This is a genomic window from Corynebacterium sp. HMSC056F09, assembly GCF_001815785.1.
GTDB classification, from domain to species: Bacteria; Actinomycetota; Actinomycetes; order Mycobacteriales; family Mycobacteriaceae; genus Corynebacterium; species Corynebacterium hiratae.
Map to the genome: position 1 here is coordinate 8,714 of NZ_KV821948.1, position 20,993 is coordinate 29,706.

General features: G+C 63.1%; 18 protein-coding genes. 6 read left to right on the plus strand and 12 right to left on the minus strand.

From position 1 onward, the window contains the following. Positions 1 to 166: 166 nt before the first annotated feature. The 4 genes from HMPREF3056_RS08965 to prpD form a co-directional block, all read right to left on the minus strand. A complete protein-coding gene (locus tag HMPREF3056_RS08965; RefSeq protein ID WP_070754600.1) occupies positions 167 to 3,598 on the minus strand; it encodes a pyruvate carboxylase in 3,432 nt (1,143 codons plus the stop codon). Positions 3,599 to 3,785: 187 nt separating this feature from the next. Beyond that, entirely contained in the window at positions 3,786 to 4,934 is a 1,149-nt protein-coding gene (locus HMPREF3056_RS08970; protein ID WP_046648356.1) for a bifunctional 2-methylcitrate synthase/citrate synthase, read from the minus strand. Between the two features lie 47 nt (positions 4,935 to 4,981). After that, positions 4,982 to 5,914, minus strand: a complete 933-nt coding sequence (gene prpB, locus HMPREF3056_RS08975) for a methylisocitrate lyase (protein ID WP_049154346.1) — start codon at positions 5,912 to 5,914, stop codon at positions 4,982 to 4,984. Next, positions 5,915 to 7,426: a 2-methylcitrate dehydratase PrpD gene (gene prpD, locus HMPREF3056_RS08980; RefSeq protein WP_070754601.1), complete on the minus strand. Its 1,512-nt coding sequence runs from the start codon at positions 7,424 to 7,426 to the stop codon at positions 5,915 to 5,917. It abuts the gene before it with no gap. Positions 7,427 to 7,595: 169 nt separating this feature from the next. Here prpD and HMPREF3056_RS08985 point away from each other — a divergent pair, with 169 nt between their 5' ends. Together HMPREF3056_RS08985 and HMPREF3056_RS08990 are read left to right on the plus strand one after the other, a co-directional pair. Next, positions 7,596 to 8,903: a short-chain fatty acyl-CoA regulator family protein gene (locus tag HMPREF3056_RS08985; protein WP_049154343.1), complete on the plus strand. Its 1,308-nt coding sequence runs from the start codon at positions 7,596 to 7,598 to the stop codon at positions 8,901 to 8,903. A gap of 121 nt (positions 8,904 to 9,024) precedes the next feature. Further along, positions 9,025 to 9,762 carry an Ltp family lipoprotein gene (locus HMPREF3056_RS08990; protein ID WP_070754602.1) on the plus strand — a complete coding sequence of 246 codons (738 nt, stop codon included), beginning with the start codon at positions 9,025 to 9,027 and terminating at the stop codon, positions 9,760 to 9,762. Between the two features lie 48 nt (positions 9,763 to 9,810). On the opposite strand, the gene HMPREF3056_RS08995 is transcribed toward HMPREF3056_RS08990, so the two are convergent. From HMPREF3056_RS08995 to upp, 3 genes are all read right to left on the minus strand, one after another. Then, a complete protein-coding gene (locus HMPREF3056_RS08995) occupies positions 9,811 to 11,235 on the minus strand; it encodes an NAD(P)H-quinone dehydrogenase (protein ID WP_049157263.1) in 1,425 nt (474 codons plus the stop codon). Positions 11,236 to 11,307: 72 nt separating this feature from the next. Further along, positions 11,308 to 12,489: a M20 family metallopeptidase gene (locus HMPREF3056_RS09000; protein ID WP_070754603.1), complete on the minus strand. Its 1,182-nt coding sequence runs from the start codon at positions 12,487 to 12,489 to the stop codon at positions 11,308 to 11,310. 118 nt (positions 12,490 to 12,607) lie between these two features. Continuing rightward, a complete protein-coding gene (gene upp / locus HMPREF3056_RS09005) occupies positions 12,608 to 13,243 on the minus strand; it encodes a uracil phosphoribosyltransferase (protein ID WP_046648363.1) in 636 nt (211 codons plus the stop codon). Positions 13,244 to 13,304: 61 nt separating this feature from the next. Between upp and HMPREF3056_RS09010 the strand changes: the two genes are divergently transcribed. From HMPREF3056_RS09010 to HMPREF3056_RS09020, 3 genes are read left to right on the plus strand one after another with little or no spacing between them, the layout of a single operon-like run. Continuing rightward, on the plus strand, positions 13,305 to 13,589 hold the full coding sequence (locus HMPREF3056_RS09010) for a hypothetical protein (RefSeq protein ID WP_070680438.1): 285 nt from the start codon (positions 13,305 to 13,307) through the stop codon (positions 13,587 to 13,589). Beyond that, entirely contained in the window at positions 13,589 to 14,452 is an 864-nt protein-coding gene (locus HMPREF3056_RS09015) for a C40 family peptidase (protein WP_070754604.1), read from the plus strand. Before HMPREF3056_RS09010 ends, HMPREF3056_RS09015 begins: the two co-directional genes overlap by 1 nt. 11 nt (positions 14,453 to 14,463) lie before the next feature. Continuing rightward, complete coding sequence (locus tag HMPREF3056_RS09020) at positions 14,464 to 15,702, plus strand: hypothetical protein (protein WP_049157259.1); 1,239 nt, start codon at positions 14,464 to 14,466, stop codon at positions 15,700 to 15,702. Positions 15,703 to 15,705: 3 nt separating this feature from the next. Here the strand turns inward: HMPREF3056_RS09020 and HMPREF3056_RS09025 are convergent, their stop codons facing one another. Continuing rightward, positions 15,706 to 16,572, minus strand: coding sequence for an amidohydrolase family protein (locus tag HMPREF3056_RS09025; protein ID WP_210401791.1), 867 nt, complete (start codon positions 16,570 to 16,572; stop codon positions 15,706 to 15,708). Between the two features lie 39 nt (positions 16,573 to 16,611). On the opposite strand from HMPREF3056_RS09025, the gene HMPREF3056_RS09030 reads away from it, so the two are divergent. Next, positions 16,612 to 17,832, plus strand: coding sequence for a D-alanyl-D-alanine carboxypeptidase family protein (locus HMPREF3056_RS09030; RefSeq protein ID WP_070754606.1), 1,221 nt, complete (start codon positions 16,612 to 16,614; stop codon positions 17,830 to 17,832). Here the strand turns inward: HMPREF3056_RS09030 and HMPREF3056_RS09035 are convergent. The 4 genes from HMPREF3056_RS09035 to HMPREF3056_RS09050 form a co-directional block, all read right to left on the minus strand. Next, entirely contained in the window at positions 17,807 to 18,547 is a 741-nt protein-coding gene (locus HMPREF3056_RS09035) for an RDD family protein (RefSeq protein WP_070754607.1), read from the minus strand. The genes HMPREF3056_RS09030 and HMPREF3056_RS09035 overlap by 26 nt on opposite strands. 7 nt (positions 18,548 to 18,554) lie before the next feature. Then, a complete protein-coding gene (locus HMPREF3056_RS09040) occupies positions 18,555 to 19,637 on the minus strand; it encodes a YhjD/YihY/BrkB family envelope integrity protein (RefSeq protein ID WP_070754608.1) in 1,083 nt (360 codons plus the stop codon). Between the two features lie 74 nt (positions 19,638 to 19,711). Further along, positions 19,712 to 20,746 (minus strand): tryptophan--tRNA ligase, encoded by a 1,035-nt coding sequence (trpS, locus tag HMPREF3056_RS09045; RefSeq protein ID WP_070754609.1) that lies wholly within the window; start codon positions 20,744 to 20,746, stop codon positions 19,712 to 19,714. A gap of 48 nt (positions 20,747 to 20,794) precedes the next feature. Next, complete coding sequence (locus tag HMPREF3056_RS09050) at positions 20,795 to 20,986, minus strand: hypothetical protein (protein WP_049157254.1); 192 nt, start codon at positions 20,984 to 20,986, stop codon at positions 20,795 to 20,797. Positions 20,987 to 20,993: the final 7 nt, after the last annotated feature.

Consider the following 20,993-nt stretch of genomic DNA (forward strand, 5'->3'; position numbering starts at 1 on the left):
AGATGGCGTTTTTAGACCCAAAGATGCCTTCTACCAGATGCCTTTTGCGAGACACCCTCCTGACTTAGGCCAATGCAGTGCGGAAAAATCCCACCCCACCGCAGAAACCACCGGTGAGCAGCGCCAAGAATGACGCTGCTCACCCATCCACGACCTAAGTCGACTTTTAGTTGATAACGGCGATGAGGTCGCCGCCCTCAACCTTGGTGGCGGCGCCAATGGCGACGCGCTCGATGGTGCCATCCTTGGTGGCGGAGATGGAGGCTTCCATCTTCATGGCCTCGATGACGGCGATCTGGTCGCCGGCCTTGACCTCGTCGCCAGGCTTGGCGGTCGGGTTCACCACGCCGGCAAAGGGTGCGGCCACGTGGCCCTCGTTAGACGGGTCAGCCTTCTCCACGGTGGCGACGGTGGACTCGACGTTGTTGTCGCGCACCTTGAGCGGGCGGATCTGGCCGTTGACGTTGAGCACGACGTTGCGGATGCCCTTCTCGTCCGGCTCGCCCATCGCGTCAAGACGCAAGGTAATGGGCTTGAGATCTGCACGGTCGTTGGAGCCCTCCGGGAAGTGGTGAACAATGTAGTCCTTACCTTCTTCCAGACCGTAGAAGAAGACGGTGTCCGTCAGTGCCTCGGTGTTGCCGTAGGTGCGGCGGAACTCGTTGAACTCCTCGAACTGCTTCGGGAAGAGCAGACGGTTGAGGGAAGCGCGGCGCTCAGTGGAATCATCCGAAGTCAGGTGTGCCTTCTCCTCTTCGGGGACGGGCTTGACGGTGACGTCGCCAGGCGCACGGCCTTCCAGAACCTTGTCGCGCAGCGGCGGCCAACCACCCGGAGGCGTACCGAGCTCACCGCGCAGGAAGGCGATGACGGAATCCGGGATGTCGTACTTGGTGGGGTTGGCCTCGAAGTCAGCCGGGTCTACGCCAGCGCCCACAAGGTGCAGGGCGAGGTCACCGACCACCTTGGAGGACGGGGTCACCTTGGTCGGGCGGCCGAGCATCTCATTCACCGCAGCGTAGGTGTCCTCGATGATCTCGAAGCGGTCCTCCAAGCCCAGGGCGGTAGCCTGCGCGCGCAGGTTGGACAGCTGGCCACCTGGAATCTCGTGGCGGTACACGCGGCCGGTCGGTCCCGGAATGCCCTTTTCGAACGGGTGGTAGAGCTGGCGCACTGCCTCCCAGTACGGCTCCAGGTCGGAGACTGCCTTGAGGGAGATACCGGTATCACGCGAGGAGTTGGAGAACGCCGCGATGATGGCGGACAGCGAAGGCTGAGAGGTGGTTCCCGCCAGCGGTGCGGAGGCGCCGTCGACGATGTCGGCACCAGAAAGCGCTGCCGCGTAGTAGGTAGCCAACTGGCCACCGGCGGTGTCGTGCGTGTGCACGTGAACCGGCAGGTCGAACTCCTTGCGCAGAGCCATAACCAGCTTGGATGCGGACTCCGGACGCAGCAGGCCCGCCATGTCCTTAATGGCCAGGACGTGGGCGCCGGTGTTGACAATCTCTTCGGCCAGCTTGAGGTAGTAATCCAGCGTGTAGAGCTTCTCATCCGGAGAGCACATGTCACCGGAGTAGGCCATGGCAACCTCGGCCACGGTGGTGTTGGTCTCCAGGACGGCGTCGATAGCCGGGCGCATCTGGGTGACGTCGTTCAGCGCATCAAAGATGCGGAAGACATCCACGCCGGACTTGGCAGCCTCCTGCACGAAGCCGGTGCACACATCGTTGGAGTACGGCGAGTAGCCCACGGTGTTGCGGCCGCGCAGCAGCATCTGGATGTTCTGGTTCGGCATGGCCTCACGCAGCAGATCCAGGCGGACCCAGGGGTCCTCCTTGAGGAAGCGCATGGCCACGTCGTAGGTGGCGCCACCCCATGCCTCCACGGAATAGAGCTCAGGGGTCATGCGGGCCACGGCTTCCGCCGCGGTGACCAGAGCAGTGCCGCGTACGCGGGTGGCCAGCAGGGACTGGTGAGCATCGCGGAAAGTGGTATCGGTGACCGCCAGAGCGTCCTGCTTGCGGATCTTCTCCGCCCACTTCTTCGGGCCCAGCTCCAGCAAGTCGTCGCGGGAACCGCGCGGCAGCTCGGAGTTAAAGTCCAGATCCGGCAGCTTATCGAAGGGGCGCAGGGTGGTCGGGCGCTCACCGTTCGGCTTGTTGACGGTCACGTCAGCGATGTAGTCGATGATGCGGCCAGATTCATCCACAGCCGGCGGGGCCTTCAGCAGGTCCGGGTGCTCCGGAATGAAGCTGGTGTCCACGCGGGTGTTAACGAAGTCCGGCTCGCGCAGCAGGGCACGCAGGAAGCCGATGTTGGTGGCCACGCCGGCCACGGTGAACTCATTGAGCGCGCGCTGCGCACGGGCCACGGCTTGTTCAAAGTTGACACCGCGGCAGGTCATCTTCACCAGCAGGGAGTCGAAGTTCGGGGAAATCTCCGCACCGACGGCCGTCGCACCGTCGAGACGCACGCCCGCACCACCCGGCGAGCGGTACTGGGTCAGCGTGCCGGTATCCGGGCGGAAGCCGTTAGAGGGGTCCTCAGTGGTGATACGGCACTGCAGCGCCGCGCCGGTGATGTGGATATCCTCCTGCTTCAGGCCCAGTTCCTCCAGGGAGAGGCCCGCGGCAATCTGCATTTGGGACTTCACGATATCCACGCCCGTGACCTCCTCGGTCACGGTGTGCTCGACCTGCACGCGCGGGTTCATCTCGATGAAGACGTGGTTGCCCTTCTCATCCACGAGGAACTCGACGGTACCGGCGCCCTCGTAGTTGATGTGCTCGCAGAATTTCACGGCATCCGCACAGATGCGGTCACGCAGCTCCGGGTCCAGCGTCGGCGCCGGGGCGATCTCCACGACCTTCTGGTGACGGCGCTGCACGGAGCAGTCGCGCTCGTACAGGTGCATGACGTTGCCCTGGGAGTCAGCCAGAATCTGCACCTCGATGTGCTGCGGGCGAATCACCGCGGTCTCAAGGTAGACGTGGCCGTCACCGAAGGCGGCCTCTGCCTCGCGGGATGCCTCAGCGCACTTGGTCTTCAGCTCGGCCTCGTTCTCGATGAAGCGCATGCCGCGGCCACCGCCGCCGGCCACGGCCTTCACGAAGACTGGGAACTCAAAGTCCTTGGCGTATTCCGCCAGTTCGTCGACGTCCGTCGAGGGCTTCGAGTCCTTCAGAGTCGGCAGCCCTGCTTCCTCGGCTGCGGCCACTGCAGCGGCCTTGTCACCGGTCAGGTCCAAGGTCTCGGCGGTGGGGCCGATGAATTTAATGCCGTTGTCGCGGCACGCGCGGGCCAAATCAGCACGCTCCGAAAGGAAGCCATAACCCGGGTAAATGGCGTCCGCACCGGACTTCTTGGCGGCGCGAATCACCTCATCGATATCGAGATAAGCCTTAACCGGCTGACCCTCAGTACCAATACGCACGGCCTCGTCCGCGAAGGCACGGTGGAAGGAGTTGCGGTCTTCCTTGGGATAAATTGCAACGGTCTTGGAACCGACCTCAAAGGCGGCGCGGAAGGCACGCACGGCAATCTCACCGCGGTTGGCCACCAAGATCTTAGAGAAGGACTTGTGGGCGGTATCAGGCACTAGGAGTGATCCTTTCAGATAGGAACAATACGAAGACAAGGATAGTGTCCGAGGCGACAACGCGGGCGAGAATCGACATATAGGTCAACAGAAATCCACACGCTGCACATAAGTCGGACAAAGAAGAAACCAGCGCACAGGAAGAAAGTTTCGTGCGCTGGTTGTGCTCTGATTAGTTCCGCTTCTCTTAGATCTGCTTCGGCGGAACGGAGCGCTGCTCCTTGCCGTTGTAGGCAGACAGCGGGCGGATGAGGGAGTTGTTCTCGTTCTGCTCCACGATGTGTGCGGTCCAGCCGGTGATGCGGGCCATCACGAAGATCGGGGTGAAGAACTCGATGTCGAAGCCCAGGATGTGGTACGCAGGGCCAGCCGGGAAGTCCAGGTTCGGCTGAATCTTAATGGAGGTGTTCTCGTACATGGTCTTCGCCATGTTTTCGTACATCTCCACCCACTGCTCCTGGCCGTGGTCCTTGGCCAGCTCGCGGAAGGCGGCCTCCATGGTCGGCACACGGGAGTCACCGTTCTTGTAGACGCGGTGGCCGAAGCCCATGACGAGCTCCTTGTTCTTGAGCTTGTTCAGGGTCCACTCCTCCGCCTTGGCCGAGTCACCGACCTCCAGGAAGTTCTTCATCACGGCCTCGTTAGCGCCACCGTGCAGCGGGCCCTTCAGGGCGCCGATAGCTGCGGTAACCGCGGAGTAGGTATCGGACATCGTGGAGGTCACCACGCGGGCAGCGAAGGTGGAGGCATTGAAGGAGTGCTCGGCGTAGAGGATGAGGGACTTATCAAAGGCCTCGATATCGGAGCGCGACAGGGCCGGCGAGCCTTCCTCTTCGCCAAAGACCATCCACAGGAAGTTCTCCGCAAAGCCCTTCTTGCGGGAAGGCTCGATGTAGCCCTCACCGCGGCGACGGCGGATGTCGAGCGCGACGATGGTCGGCAGCTTCGCCATGAGCTCCAGGGCGGTGCGGCGGATGTGCTCGGAATCCTTGGTGTACTCCTCCGGGTCCTGGGAACCGATGAAGGAGACTGCGGTGCGCAGAACGTCCATCGGGTGGCAGGACTTCGGCATGGAGGTGATCAGGTCGATGAGGTGGCGGTCCAGGTGGCGCAGCGCCTTCTCACGAGCGGAGAAGCGGACCAGCTCATCCTGGGTCGGCAGCTCGCCGTTCCACAGCAGGTAAGCAACTTCCTCGAAGGAGCAGTAGCGGGCCAGCTCCTGAACCGGGTAGCCGCGGTAGGTCAGGGAGTTGGTCTCCGGGACAACCTTGGACACGGCGGTCTCGTCGACGACAACGCCGTACAGGCCCTTGCGGATCTCTGGGGTTTCAGACATGGTGTTTCTCCTTAAGTGCGGGTTGGTGTGAGTTCTGGGAGGTGGGTTTAGTCAAAGGTGGGCTTGTAGCTGTCCTTGGAGTAGGTGAACACGCTCTGGTCGAAGGCGTTGTACTCGTCGTAGCGCACCAGCTCATACAGGCGGGAGCGGTGCTGCATGCGGTCGAGCCATTCCTCGGATTGCAGGCCGGTTTCCTGCATGTCGCGGAGGAACTCTTCGGTAGCACCCATGGCCACGCGCAGGGTGGATACCGGCCAGATGACGGCGTTATAACCCAAGTCTTCGATGCGCTTGGCGGATAACAGCTCGGTCTTGCCGAACTCCGTCATGTTGGCCAGCAGCGGGGTGTCCACGGCGGCGCGGAACTTTTCGAAGTCCTCCGGCGAGTAGAGGGCCTCGGTGAAGATGAGGTCCGCGCCGGCATCGGCGTAGGCCTTGGCGCGCTCGATGGCCTCATCGATGCCATGGATGCCGGCGGCATCGGTACGCGCACAGATGATGAAGTTCTCATCGCGGCGCTCGTTGACGGCGGCGGTAATGCGGCGAACCATGAGATCCGTCGGCACCACTTCCTTGCCGTCGAGGTGGCCGCAGCGCTTCGGATTGACCTGGTCCTCCAGGTGGCAGCCGGCTAGACCGGCGTCCTCCAGCGCGGCGACGGTACGGGCGGCGGACATCGGTTCGCCGAAGCCGGTGTCGGCGTCGACAAGCACCGGCAGGTCCGTGGCGCGGGCGATGTGCCCGGCGCGCTGCGCTACCTCCGTGAGCGTGGTCAGGCCAATATCCGGCAGGCCCAAGTCATTGGCCAGCACCGCGCCGGAGACGTAGACGCCGCCGAAGCCGCCGATGTCCTGGATGAGCCGCGCGGTCAAAGGATTGAAAGCGCCCGGCAGCGTGGTGATTTCCGGTGCGTTCAGCGCCTCGCGGAAGCTCTTGCGCTTGTCGGCATTGCTGATAGTGGAGCCAAATAGGCCAGCCATTTAGAACAGTCCCTTCGGAGTCTCGGGTGCGGTGGCGATAGCCTCGTCGGTGAGGCGAACGTTGAGTTCGTTCAGGTCGGTGAGGTTCTCCAGGTTCTGCGCGGCAGCGAGGAAACGCTCCTGCTCCCCCTCCGAGACCTTGCGGGCGGCGAGCTTCTTGAACTTGTTGATGTACTCCTCGCGGCCGAAGGGGCGGGCGCCGAGCGGGTGGGCGTCGGCCACCGCGCGCTCATCCTCAATGACGGTGCCGTCCTTGAAGGTGATGACGGCCTTGCCGCCGAAAGCCTTCTCATCCAGGTCGTTGGAGTGGTAGCGGCGGGTCCACTCCGGGTCCTCGACGGTGGAAATCTTGTGCCACAGGTCGATGGTGTCCTGACGGTGCTTGCGCTCGTCAGAGTAGGAGGTCTCGTAGTCCCACTCGCCGTCTTGGAGGGCCACGGCGAAAATGTACATGATGGAGTGATCCAGGGTCTCGCGGGAGGCGTTCGGATCCATCTTCTGCGGGTCGTTAGCGCCGGTGCCGATGACGTAGTGGGTGTGGTGCGAGGTGTGCAGGACGATGGACTCGATGTCCTCCGTCTTCAGGCCCTTCTCCGCGAGGGTCTTCTTAAGCGCAAAGGCCATATCGATCGGAGCCTGCGCCTGGTACTCCGCGGAGTGCTCCTTGGTGTAGGTGTCTAGGATGGCGCGCTTTTCCTCACCCTCCGCCGGAAGGGGGACGGTGTAGGTGCGCTCCGGGGAGTGCAGCATCCAGGCGATGAAGCCATCCTCGCCTTCCCAAATCGGGGCCGGGGCACCCTCGCCGCGCATGGAGCGGTCCACTGCCTCGATGGCCATCTTGCCCGCGAAGGCTGGGGCGTAGGCCTTCCAGGAGGAAATCAGGCCCTTGCGGGACTGGCGGGTAGCGGTGGTGGTGTGTAGCGCCTGGCCGATGGCCTGGTAGATGGTCTCGACGTCGAGGTTCAGCATGGTGCCGAGGCCCGCGGCGACGGAGGGGCCGAGGTGCGCCACGTGGTCGATCTTCCACTCGTGGAGGCAGATGCCCTTAACCAGGTTGACCTGGATTTCATAGCCGGTGGCGATACCGCGGATGAGTTCCTTGCCGGTCAGCCCCTTGTGCTGTGCCACGGCCAGGATTGGCGGGATGTTATCGCCCGGGTGGGAGTAATCGGCGGCGAGGAAAGTGTCATGGTAGTCCAGCTCGCGCACGGCAGTGCCGTTGGCCAGGGCTGCCCACTCGGCGGAGTAGGTGCCGTCAACGCCGAAGATGGTGGCGCCGCCTTCTTGAGCCGGGTGGGCCTGCGCGATGACGCGGGCGGAGGTCACCGGGCGGCGCGTTGCGGAAGCGACGGCCACGGAAGCGTTATCGATGATGCGGTTGATGATCATCTCGGTGGTCTCGGCCGGAACCTCGACGGGATCGGCGGCTACCTTGGCGATCTTGTAGGCGAGGTGCTCTTCGATGGGGAAGTTCTCGGCTGACTTGTGGGTACGTACTTCGTGGTTAATCAAAGGGGTTCTCCTCCTAGACAAGAACAACGATTGCGATAGGCATCACACTAACCCCAGCCCGTGCGCCCTGCCACATGTGTAAACTGTGACTATCTGTTGCAGGGATTTGCGTTACTTGCAAAACTTGTGGAATCCCCAGGCAGGAAGGCTTTTTAGGAGGAAACAGACGGTGACCAAGCACTACGCGGGGGCGAGAATCCACGCATTACGCAAGGAACGCCACCTCACGCAAGCCGCCATGGCGAAGCAGCTGGGGCTATCCACCAGCTATCTCAATCAGTTGGAAAATGACCAGCGCCCGCTCACCGTCACCGTCCTCATGCAGCTGACCCAACGCTTCGGCATTGATGCCACCTACTTCGCTGGGGACCGTGACCTGCGTGCGCTCGCCGAGCTGCGCCAACTCTTCCCTGAAGCCTCCGAAGCCACCCTTACTGACCTCAGCGGGCGCTTCCCCGAACTTCTGCCCCGGCTTGTCGACGCCGCCGCGCACACCCCCGCCGAACCCGGCCCCTTCGAAGCGGTCCGCGACTTCTTTTACGACGCGCACAACTACGTCCACAGTCTCGACATCGCCGCCGAGGAGCTTTCCGATTCGCTCGGGGACCGAGTTCTGCGCCGCGGGCGCTTGGCTTCCGTCCTGCAAGACGAGTTCGGTGTTACGACGCGATTTTCCTCCTCGTCCCCGCGCCGACGCACCTTCCACAACCGGGAGCTGCACCTGCGCGCGGGCCTTACGGAATCCCAGCTGGTTTTTGAGATGGCGCTCCAGTACTGCCTGCTGGCCTACTCGGAGCACTGCGGGGAACTCGTCGCAGAATTGCCGGGCGAGGAAGCGCAGACCATTGGCACTCTGGGCCTCGCGCAGTATTTTGCCGCCGCCGTGACCATGCCTTATACCCAGTTCCTCGCCACCGCAGAGGAAACGCGCTATGACATCGACGTCATCGCGACGGCCTTTGGCACTGGTTTCGAAACCACCGCGCAGCGCTTGGCGACGTTACAGCGACCCGGCCACCAAGGTGTTCCCTTCTCCTTCATCCGCACCGACCGCGCGGGCAATATCTCCAAGCGCCAGTCCTCCACCGCTTTCCACTTCGCCCGCAGCGGCGGCTCCTGCCCATTGTGGGTGGTGCACCGCGCGTTTGAAACGCCCAACCGCATCACGCGCCAGGTGGCCTCGATGCCCGATGACCACACCTACTTATGGATCGCGCGCTTCGTCCAAGGACAAGCTCAGGCTTGGGGCACGCCGCGCAAGGAATTCGTCGTGGGTTTAGGCTGCGATATCGCACAAGCGGATCGCGTGGTCTACGCGGACGCGCTCAACCTCTCCCCTTCCGAGGCGACCCCCATCGGCCCCGGCTGCGCCGCCTGCCCGCGCCCGGCGTGCCCGCAGCGCGCCTTCCCGCAGGCAGGCCGGCCCGTCAGCCTCGACCTCAATGCCACGCCGGTGACGGCATACGCCACCTCGTAGTTCTCTCATTTTCGCCTAGGCTTTCGAATCTCTTGCGGCGATGTCCGGTGGGCTTGCCACTATAGGACGTGTTCGGCACCACGCCGAGTTCTCTTCACTCACCTATGCAGGAGGTTCTCTCATGTCCAACCCTTATGCAGCTCCCCAGTTCTCCCCGGAGCCAACCCCAGAGCAGGCAGCGCCGAAGAAAAAGAAGAAAGGCGGCTGCCTCAAGTGGGGCGCGGGTGCAATCGCGGTATTGGTGCTCGGCAGCGCCGCCCTCAATGCGGGTTCTGACGGCGATGACCCGACCAACACCGCAGCATCGGAGCCAAGCACAAGCATCACGGCCGTCGATATCAACAACGCCGCAGCTGACGTGGAATCCGCCGCAGGCGATACCGGCAGCGATGACAACGCCGTGCCCACAGAGCACAAGAATGCTCTGCGCGCGGCGAAGCGCTATGTGGACTTTTCTGCCTTCTCTGAGGCTAAGCTCTATGACCAGCTCACGAGCGAATACGGCTCGCAATTCTCCCCGGAGGCGGCGCAGTACGCCATGGATCAGCTCGATGTGGATTGGAATGCCGAGGCTCTCGAGTCCGCCGAACACTACGTGGACTTCGCCGCTTTTTCCAAGGCCAAGCTCTATGACCAGCTGACGTCCGAGTACGGAGAGAGGTTCACACCGGAACAGGCACAGTACGCCGTGGACACGGTAAATGCTGATTGGATGGCCGAAGCCGTCGAGGCAGCGGAAAACTACCAGGAGATGATGCCGATGTCCGGCCCGGCGCTGCTCGATCAGCTCACCAGCGAGTACGGCGAGAAGTTCACCATGGAAGAAGCCCAGCATGCCGTGAGCACACTGGGCTTATAAATCCGAGCCGAAGCTAAACCAGAGCCGGGTCTGATTTACTCGCGGTCGCTATTCAAGGTCGTCGTGGGCGACAAGGCGGCGGGCCGCCTCCGTGATCGTGCCAGACAGCGACGGGTAGACCGCGAAGGAATCCGCCAGCTGGTTCACCGTGAGCTGGTTGGTCACCGCCACGGCGATGGGCAGGATGAGCTCGGACGCAGTCGGAGCGACGATGACGCCGCCGATGACACGGCCGGAGGTAGCGCGGCAGAAGAGCTTAACGAAGCCATGCTGCAGGGAGCGCATCTTGGCACGTGGGTTGGTGTTCAGCGGCATCATGACGGTGCGGGCAGCGACCTCACCGGCCTCAATCTCTGCCTGGGTGAAGCCCACGGCAGCGATCTCTGGGCGGGTAAACACGGCGGTTGCCACGGTCTTCAAGCGCAGCGGGGACACACCCTCACCCAGGGAGTGGTACATGGCGATGCGGCCCTGCATTGCCGCAACGGAAGCCAGCGGGAACAGATCGGAGCAATCACCGGCGGCATAGATGCCGGCGACGTTGGTGCGGGAGACACGGTCAACCTCAATGTGGCCGGACGGCGTGGTGGCCACACCAACGTGCTCCAAGCCGAGGTTTTTGGTGTTCGGGATGGAACCAATGGACATGATGACGTGGGAACCGTGGATCTCGCGGCCATCCTGAGTCTTGACCACGACGTTGCCGTCTTCTGTGCGGGAGACGGTCTCCACGCGGCAGTTCTTCTCCAGCTCCACGCCGCGCTCAGCCAAGACGGTCTCGAGGACGTCGGCAGCGTCGGCGTCATCGTGCGGCAGAATGCGGTCGCGGGACGCCACCATGGTCACGCGCACTCCCATCTCCGCGAAAGCAGAAACGAACTCCGCACCGGTCACACCGGAGCCCACCACGATGAGGTGCTCCGGCTCCTCCTTGAGGTCATAGACCTGCTGCCAGGTGAGGATGCGCTCGCCGTCCGGCTGCGCGCCCGGCAGGATGCGCGGGGTGGCACCGGTAGCAACGAGGACGAGGTCCGCGTCGAGGATCTCAGTGGTGCCATCCTTGTGGGTGACGTCGATCTTGTGCGCTGCCCCCTTCACACCGTGCTGATCCTCGGAGAAGGCAGCGCGCCCATCGATGACCTTGACGCCGATCTTCTCTAGGCCCGCACGGACGTCACGGGACTGGTTAGCAGCCAGCGCCTGCACGCGGCCGTTGAGGGCCTCCAGGCTCAGCTGCAGCGAGCCGAGCTGGTGGTTCAGGCCCATATCATCCGCGCGGCGGAAGTCGGTGCGAATGTTGGCGCCAGCGATGAAAGACTTCGAGGGCACGCAGTCCAAGAGAACGGAGGAGCCACCCGGGCCCTGTTCCTCAACCAACGTAATGTGCGCGCCGTACTTGGCGCCGGCGGTCGCAGCCTCGTAGCCTGCGGGGCCACCGCCGATAATTACGATGCGGGGGGCTTCCTGTGACACTGTCGCTCCTTTTTTAAAATTCTGCCTATAAGAACTCTGGGAAATCCTTGTCACAGTGTAGTGCTTAGGCGCTTAATCCTCCACGTTGGCGAACTGTTCTGCTACGGAACCAAAGAGTTTGACACCCACGCCGATAGCCCGCTCATCAGGCGCCAAATCCCCCATGTGGAGATCGTGCTGCTCTCCTTCACCAGACCAGCAGCCCAAACGAGCCATGGAGCCGGGGACCTTCTCTAGGTACCACGAGAAGTCTTCGCCGCCCGAGGACTGCGGGGCCTGAACCACGGCTTGCGGGTCGATGGCCTGGGCAGCGCTGGCGAGGAGGGCGGTGGAGACGTCGTCGTTAAGCACGGGCGGAACCCCACGGTGATAGACCAACTCGTGCTCGACCCCCAAGGGCGCTAGCACCTGCTCGACGAGCTCGGAGAAGAGCTGCTGCATGTCGCGCCAAATGCCAATGTCCGCCGTGCGCATCGTGCCGGACACAGAGCCGGTCTCGGGAATCGCGTTCGGGGCATAACCCGAATTCACCTGGCCAAACACCAAAACGGTGCCGGTGCGCGGATCGACGCGGCGCGAGAGCAAGCCCGGCAGGTCCGTCAGCAGCTTGCCCAGCGCATAGACGACGTCCGCCGACAAATGCGGGCGCGAGGTGTGCCCGCCCGGGCCGGAGACGTTGATTTCCACGACATCGGTGGCCGAGGTGATCGCCCCGGCGCGGACGCCGATGCGCCCGACGCGCAGCTTCGGTTCCACGTGGACGGCGAAGATGGAGTTCACACCTTCGAGCGCGCCCCACTCGATAACGTCGGTGGCACCGCCCACCCACACCTCTTCAGCGGGCTGGAAGATGACGCGGACGCCGAAGTCCAGTGGGTGCTCGCGGTTGAGGTCCGCCAAGGCGCAGGCCGTAGCAAGGGCGATGGTGGTGTGCATGTCGTGCCCACACGCATGCATGACGCCGGGCACCTCGGAGGTGTATTCGAGGCCGGTGACCTCGGTGACAGGAAGCGCGTCGATGTCGGCGCGGAAGGCCAGGCGCCCGAGTTCCGTATCGGGACCGATGTCCACCATGAGGCCGGTTTCGGGGAAAAGCTGCGGCTCCAAACCGTACTCGCGCAGGGTGCGGGACAGGAAGCGGGTGGTTTCCACCTCGTTATTGGAGGTCTCCGGGTGGCGGTGGATATGGCGGCGCCACGCGATGACCTCCGCGCGGTGGTTGCTGAACCACTCACTGACGTAGTCCGAGATCACTGCTTCCTCCTCCGTGGTTTCCTACTGGGAAGAGTCTACAACTAGACCATGCGGTTCAGTTAGTCGGGCAGGTCACGCGCCAGATATACTGAGCGGTCTGCCCTGTCCGACGGTTTCGCTACAGGTCGATATTGCGGGGACCGTAAAGGCGATCGCCGGCATCGCCAAGGCCCGGGACGATGTAGGCGTCCTCGTTGAGGGAGGGATCAATCGCTGCGGTGACCAAGCGGACTGGCAGCCCCGAGTTGGCCAGCGCATCAACGCCCGGCTGCGCGGAGACCATGCAGATTGCCGTGATGTCGGTAGCGCCGCGATCTGCCAGGAGCTTCAGGGAGTGCAGGAGGGAACCACCCGTGGCCAGCATTGGATCAACCACGAAGACACTCCGACCGCTGAGATCCTCCGGCAGGGCTTCCAGGTAAGGCACCGGCTCGTGGGTTTCTTCATCGCGCGCCATGCCAATGAAGCCCACCTGGGCATCCGGGATCATGGACAGTGCCGGATCAATCATGCCCAGGCCAGCGCGGATAATGGGCACGATGATCGGCGGATCCTGCAGGCGAGTACCGTCGGCCGTGGCGACGGGTGTGACGCACTCAAAGTGTTCAACGGGCAGGTCGCGCGCCGCCTCATAAACAAGCATGGTGCCCAGATCTCGCAAGGCAGCGCGGAAGGCGGCGTTGTCGCTGCGGGCATCGCGCATGAGGGTCAGCCGGGACGTGGCGAGGGGGTGGTCTACTACGTGGATATCCATGTCCTTCACTGTATAAGAATTGGTCGGGAACCGATCAGCGGGCGGTGAAGTCTAATAAGGCATGACTAGCTTCGATACTTTCACCATTGATACTGAACACACTCGCCGCTTAGCCCACGAACTTGCCACTGTCTCTCAGGCCTCTCCCGCTCCTTCTCCCGAGCTACCGATAGAGCCGGTCGTGGACGGCTTTAGCAGTGCGTTCAACGCCGCCATGGAGAATCTCACAGCACGCCTTGCCCAGGTCAGAGCCGATGCCGGGGCGGTGGCAGAGTCCAGCTTCCGCATGGCGCGGGAAGCCGAGGAGACCGATAGTGCCCTCGCGAGCGCGTGTGGAGGTCTGTGATGTTGGAATCAGCGATAGCTCAGATTGCGCGGATGCAGCCGGCGCAGCTTCCCGACGTCTCCCTGCCCACTGTGCCCGATCTCACTGCCGCGGGACCCCTCGCGGAGATAGCGCACGGTGATCCGCGAGCGCTGTTGGACACCGCCCGCCAAGCCACTGAGGATCTCTCCACGGCCCGCTCCGCTCTGGATTCCGCGCGCGGGCTGATTTCAGCGGCCGTCAGGGATCTCATCGGATTGGGCTTGGAGCTACTCCAGCGCGGTTTACCTATAGCTCTGGGGCTGCTCATTCCGAACCCGGCGGCACAGGCCGCGGCGCGCTCAGCTTTGCAGGCTCTCGCTATGGAGTACGTTGGCAAGGCACTTCAGCGCTTGAAGCACTTAGCCGGCGAACTTCTGCAGGCGGCGGCTCCCCTCGTTCCCATCGGCCAGCGCGCGGTCCAGCCTTCGGTGCGTGGCCCCCAAGAAGAAAACACGGCGCGCCACGCGCTTGTCGCCCCGGCGGCGGAGAACGCGGCAACCACGCAGGGACAGGCCGCAGCACAAGCAGCGCTATCCCAGGTGGGGACTCCTTATGGCTGGGGCGGAACCGGCAACGGTAGTTTCGATTGCTCAGGACTCACCCAATGGGCCTGGCGCCAGGCCGGCGTGGAGCTACCGCGCACCGCTGAAAGCCAGACCGTGGGCCGACAGGTCAGCGCGGAGGAGCTGCAGCCCGGTGACCTCATCGTGTGGGATGGGCACGTGGCGATGTACTCCGGCGACGGGCAGATGGTGGAGGCCGGAAGCCCCGTGCAAACCAATCCATTGCGCACCAACAACATGGGGATGGCTTTCAAAGGCTTCTGGAGGCCCACAGGGTAGACTGTTTCCCCATGAACACCCGCGCTATTGTCCCTATCCAACTCTCCCTTTCCGAGGGCGATTTTTATACCCTATGGGCGCCAAAGTGGCGCCAGAACGGCTCCGAGTGGCAGGCCTTTCTCGGTGATGACGAGTCTGTCCTGCTCTTTAAAACGGAAGCCGAAATGCTGTGCTTCCTTGAGTCGGGGACGAAGCATGACTTGCTCGATCACCCCAAGTGGGAAGTGTTCAACTCCCAAGCGGCAGACCGCGTGGTTCCTGAAAAGAAGCACGTGTACGATCTCGTCGGCATGCCGAAGTACCTCGCCGGCCGCCCGAGCCACGAGAACGTCTCCACGGTCGCGCGTTGCTTGGAGATTGCGCACTCGCTGGCAGAGGTCAGCGGCGCCGAGCACACCGTCATCTTTTTCGCTTCGCACTCCATCCTGCGCAACCCTGCCCGCGGTGCCGATCACTACGCCGGCGACCAGGGCATGAGCGAGTGGTCCGGCGTGGGCCGCGTTATCCACAGCAACTGGCGCGCAGTGATCGAAGACCTCGACAAGGTGGTCAAGGTCGTTCCTTCTTCTGATTTCACCCAGGATGCAACCACGAGCGCCGCCACCCGCATTTCCTCCGCCACCGAAGCGGCGGAGGAAGCACGCAAAAAGGCCGAAGAAGAGCGCAAGGCCGCCGCACAATCGGCAGATCCTTATGACAGCTCCCCGTGGGCAGCCGCAGGCATCGACCCGGTAAAGATCACCGCCGACCAAAGGACTGTCTACACCCTGCGCACCTACCTCGACGGCAAGCCAGTGTTCCTGGGCAAGTGGGGCGAGATCTTCACCTTCCCCAGCTCCAAGGTGCTCGTGCGCTGGATCATGGAAAATGACGACCACGACTTGGCCAAGGTCTCCACCTGGGAAGAGGTCGTTGCCGCGGCGAACGCTGGTGAGCTGGAAGTCACGGTCCACCCGGATAACCAGTACAACTTCAACGGCATCGTGCGTGACATTGAAAAGGGCCCGGAGGCGGTCGATACGGATCAGATGGGTCGCTGCTACGAGGTCTGCGCTGATGCCGCCGACTGGTCCGGGGATGACTCCATCAACTCCTACATGCTGCAGAACCCGCGATTCCAGGACTACCTGGGCTACATGCTCGGCTCCACCGAGCACGCAGGCTACGTTCCCTCCAAGCCCTACACCGAGCACGCGGAGTCCTGGAAGGGCCTAGAGGAGATGCTGACGAAGCGCTTCTCCCGCTTTTAGTTTCTAGTCGGAGGACTCAGTCTCTTCTTCCGCTTCTTCTTCTGTCTCGGAAGCGTCCTCCGCGAATTCCGGATCCGCCAGCTCCTCGTACGCGGGCAGAATCTTCTGCTCGATGAGGCGCTGGCGGTCCTCTTCGCTGGCAAAAGAGTTCTCAATCGCCTTGATGGTGAGGTCGAAGAACTCCTCCAGCCCATAGCCAAAGGTCTCGCTCAGGGCCAAGAAGACGTCGCTGAGCTTCTCCCCCGCCACCGTGCAGGTAAAGCCGAGCTGCTGCAGCAGCGGCAGAGGGTGATCAGCCAACTCCTCTGCGGGCAGCTCCTCCAGCGGCGCGAAGGTCAGCGCGATGCGGCGATCCCGCACCCACGCGGATGCCTTGCCTGGGCGGACGCCGTCGAGATCCGCGCTGAAGTCATCGACAAGATCAGTGGCATGAACAAGGCGCGTCGCACCCGCCTGCACTGCAGCCACGGCATCCTCATAAGAATCGACATCGCGCTCCCACGGGATGAAGTCCGCGCGGAGCTTCTCAGCCGCAGACAGCTCGGTCAGCGCCACGCCCACCGCGGCCTCGCTGGCATCGCCCTCGACGATAAGCCGAGCATCGATTCCAGGAACATCCAACCCTTCCTGCGCGGCGGCGAGGGCCTCGGCCGCGTCGAAGGGGAAGGCGCCGGGGCTCAGCCGGAGCTCGGCGTAGACCACGTGGTCGTCGGCAAGCGCTTGTACAACAGCGTGCGTGGCCGCGCGGAGCTCGTCCGGGGTCGAAGCATCCGTGGGCAGCGGCGCGAAGAGCGTCACCTTGGGCAGGCCGGCGAAAATCTCGGCGCCGGAGTCTTTGTTTTCGGGACTAATCAGAGGTGCGTCATGCATGAGGTTCATCCTAGGACGGGGTCTAGGATTAAGCACGCTATGAAACATGTCCCCGCGATCCTGACTGCCCTCGCCTTAGCCGCGACGCCACCGGCGTTTGCAGAGGAGGAAGAGTCAACGTCGCCCACGCGCACCACCGCGCCGGATACCGACTCTTGCCCGCACTCCCTCGTTCCCGAGGAGCCAACCACCACCTCCGAGCGACTCTCCCCCGGCCAAGTCGCGCCCACTCCCCTGCCCGCTGTTGAGGGCGCTGCCTGCGGCGTGACCGCTCCGCGCGGTTTTCGGGTCAATAAGGACGTGGTGGCGTCGGCGTGGATGGTCAGTGACCTGGACACCGGCGAAATCATCGCCATGAAGGATCCCAATGGGCGCTACCGCCCGGCCTCCATCATCAAAGCACTGTTAGCGCTCGTGGTCATCGAGGAGCTTCCCCTCGACCAGCGCATCACCGCCACGCTTGACGACGCCTCCATCGAGGGCTCCGCTGTCGGCCTCGGCCCCGATGGGGTCTACACCGTGGAGCAGCTTTTGCAGGGTTTGCTCATGGCTTCCGGCAACGACGCCGCGCACGCTCTCGCGCAGGCTGTTGGCGGGGACGATGAAGCATTGGCAAAGGTCAATGCGAAGGCACAGGAGATTGGCACGCGCTCGACGGTAGCGGCGAGCTACTCGGGGCTGGACGCGGCAGGCATGTCGACGTCCGCGGCGGATATCTCGCTGATTTACCGCACGGCTTTTGCCAACGACACCTTCGCGCGCATCGTCGACACCGAGCACGTGGAGTTTCCCGGCTGGGGTGACATGCCCGGCTATGAGCTGTGGAACGACAATGGGCTGTTCCTCAACGACCCGGATGGCATCGGCGGCAAGACGGGCTATACCGAGGACGCACACCATACCTTCGTCGGCGCTATCGACCGCGATGGGCGCCGCCTCCAGGCGGTTCTCCTCGATACGACCGTCGAGCATGGGTTCCGCGCCTGGGAGCAGGCGCAGATGCTTCTCGACGAAGCCTCCGACGTCCGCGCCGGCGATGGCGTCGGGCACCTAGATGACTTCGCAGCCGGAAAGGAAGAGCCCGCGGAGTCTGCGGTTACGAGCCCGGCTCCCACCACCCCGGCTGCGCCCGCCACCGCGGAGGTGGCTGCGGAGTCTTCGTCCTTCGAAGGCTCGCAGGGCTGGATTAGCTGGATGGTGGCGGGGCTCGTCGCGCTCCTCGTCGTAGTGGTTGCTACTTTTTCACTACTTCGGCGTTAGCCATGATGTCGTGCTGGCCGCGTAGATTGTTCTTGGCCCCAATCGTGGTCACCACGTAGAGGGCACCAAAAAAGGCGATCAGCGGCCCAATGAGCGGCACGAGGGAGGCCACGCGCCACCAGTTGCGCCTGATGCTCTGCTGCCAGGTGAGCTTCTCGTGGGTCGTCACATCGCGCACGGTATACCCGGCAATCATCTTCGCAGGTGTTGCCCCGGCGAGGACCTCGAAACAGATGTAGTAAGCCACCGTGAAGATGCTGGAGATGCTGACGATCCACACCGAATTATCATCCGGGTTGGTAAAGCCAAAGCCGACGATGAAGGACACCACGAGGGCCGCGAGAAAGTAGTCAATGACGGCCATGAGCACGCGGTTGCCGGGAGAGGCGCGCCGCGCATCATCGCGGGGCGGAGTTGGCGTTGGGGCGTGCGCGCTCTCACCCCACCGGCCGGTAGTCGCGTAATCCTCCAGCTGCGCCCACGTGAGCTGGGCGCCGGACTCGACCTTTTGGTCATAGCTGGCGCGGGAGGAAGGCTCGCATAGAATGCGGGAGGCAACGGCAAGCTCCTCGCGCTCTGGGGCTTCGGGGAGGTAGCCGAGGCCTTCGAGGTGAGCGTCGGCAGCCGCCAACTGCACGCCCAGTTCTCGTGAGGTCGCGCGTGAATCGAGGCTGAAGTGCTCGTACAGGTTCGGGGCAAAAGACGCTGATAGCATCCCCACCCTACTTTCGGCGCAGCAGGGCCCAGGCACCAGCTGCGGCTGCGCCCAGGGCGGCACCGGCGCCCAGGGTCACGCCCGGGTTCGGGCCCTGGCGGATCTCGTTGCGGACGCGGATGACAGCCTGGTCTGGGACGGGCGGCACGAGCAGCTCGAGGGATTCCTCGGTGGTGGCCGTCCATGCGGAGACGTACAGGACGACGCGCCAGACCAAGTACATGACCACCATGAGGACGATTACGGGGCCGAACACGGCGCCTGCCGGGTTGCCCGCCGCGGAGGACATGATGACGGTGGACAGCTGCTTGATTACCTCAAAGAGCACCGCACCAATGGCCGCGCCCATCAGTCCCGACTTGGTGGGCACCTTGGTGCGCGGCAGGAAGGCCACCATCCACCAGAAGACGAGGAAGTTGGCGATAAGGCCGATGACGATACCGGCGACAACCAGCACTGCGCCCATGCCAGGGAAGGACTCGATGCCGACCCACTCGAAAATCTTCTGGGTCAGGCCCGAGGAACCCGCCGCCGTCACGCCGAAGGCGATAACCATGGCCACGAGCAGGCCAATGAGCCCCAGCAGATCGCTGAGCTTCTTGGTCACAAAGTTGCCCGGAGCGTCTGTCGGATCCTGCATCCACATCGCCGAAATGCCGATGCGCAGGTTGTTCATCCAGCCCAGCCCGGACCACAGGGTAGTCAGGCCACCGATGCCGTACATCGCGCCACGCTGTTCAATCGCGGTATGCAGAATCTGCGTAATCGAATCCCCCAGATCGCCAGACACGGAGTTCGCGATCTGCTCCTCCAGTTGCTGCATGAGATCGGGGCGATTGGCCAACACTGTGGCGATGGCTGCCACCGTGAGCATGAAGATGGGGAAGATAGCCAGAACCGAGAAATACGTAATGCCGGCCGCGAACTGGTTTCCGCCTTGGCTACCGTAGCGGTCCAGCATCTTCATGATGTGGTCGATAAAACCGGACTTCTCGCGGACCTTATCTACCGCACCCAGCTCATCGGCATTAGCACGCTCGATGCCGTAGTCATCGGTCTTCTTCTCATCGGGTTGAGTCGTTGGCGCCACAGGCTTTCCCCTTTTTATGAATTACAGAAATAAGTTACAGAGTCCTCTACACAGTCTTCATCATGCTAACCAACTCAGCCGCGGCGCGCGGGGAGGAAGCCCACCGCCTCGTAGACCTTGTCCACGAGCGGGGAGGCGATCTCCGTGGCGCGCTCGGCGCCCTGAGCCAAGATGCGCTCGAGCTCGCCGCGGTCTTCCATGAGCTCGTCGTAGCGTGCCTTCAGCGGAGTGGTGAAGGCCTCCAGCGCTTCTGCTGTGTCCACCTTCAGGTGGCCATAGCCCTGGCCCGCGTACTTGTCCACGAGGTTCGGGATGCTCTCACCGGTCAGCGCAGACTGGATAGCCAGCAGGTTGGACACGCCGGGCTGCTTCTCGCGGTCGAAGGCCACCACGCCGAGGTCATCGGTCACCGCGGACTTAATGCGCTTAGCGGAGGTCTTAGGAGCATCGAGCAGGTTCACGATGCCCTTCGGGTTTGCGCCCGACTTCGACATCTTGGACGTCGGCTCCTGCAGGTCATAAATCTTGGCTGAGCCCTCCGGAATGAAGGCCTCTGGCACGCGGAAGACCTCGCCGTATTTGTTGTTGAAGCGCTCCGCCAGGTTGCGAGTGAGCTCGAGGTGTTGGCGCTGGTCCTCCCCCACCGGCACGTAGTGCGGGGAATACAGAAGGATATCCGCGGCCATCAGGACGGGGTAGGTAAACAGGCCCACGGATGTGCGGTCCTGACCTTGCTTGAGGGACTTGTCCTTGAACTGGGTCATGCGGGAGGCCTCACCGAATCCGGTCAGGCACTGCAAAACCCACGTCAGCTCCGCGTGTGCGGGGACGTGGGATTGTACGAAGAGGGTGGATTTCGCCGGGTCAATACCCAATGCGATGAGCTGCGCGGCGCCCGCCACGGTACGGTGGCGCAGCTCCTCCGGATTCTGCTCCACCGTGATGGCGTGCAGGTCCGGGATGAAATAAAAAGCCTCGTGGGAGTCTTGCAGGTCAATCCACTGCTTGAGCGCTCCGAGGTAGTTACCCAGGTGGTAAGAGTCCGCCGTAGGCTGGATGCCAGAGAGGACTCGGGAAGCGGAGTTCGATGCAGAAGTGGAGTCAGTCATGGTTGACTACTCTACTCTGCCGCCTCCGGCGGGGAGGCGGTGCGTCGGTTAAATCTTGCGGGAGGTCGGGCTAATGACGTCCATCATGACGGCGAAACCGGCCACCATGAACGCGCCGCCAACGCCCTGGAGGACGATCGGGCCAAGGAAGGCAAAGGACGGTCCGACGATGGTCCACCACCAGATACCCAGGGCAAGCAGAATAGCGCCGAGGACAAAGTAGATGATTGCGCGGGTCATGAGCATC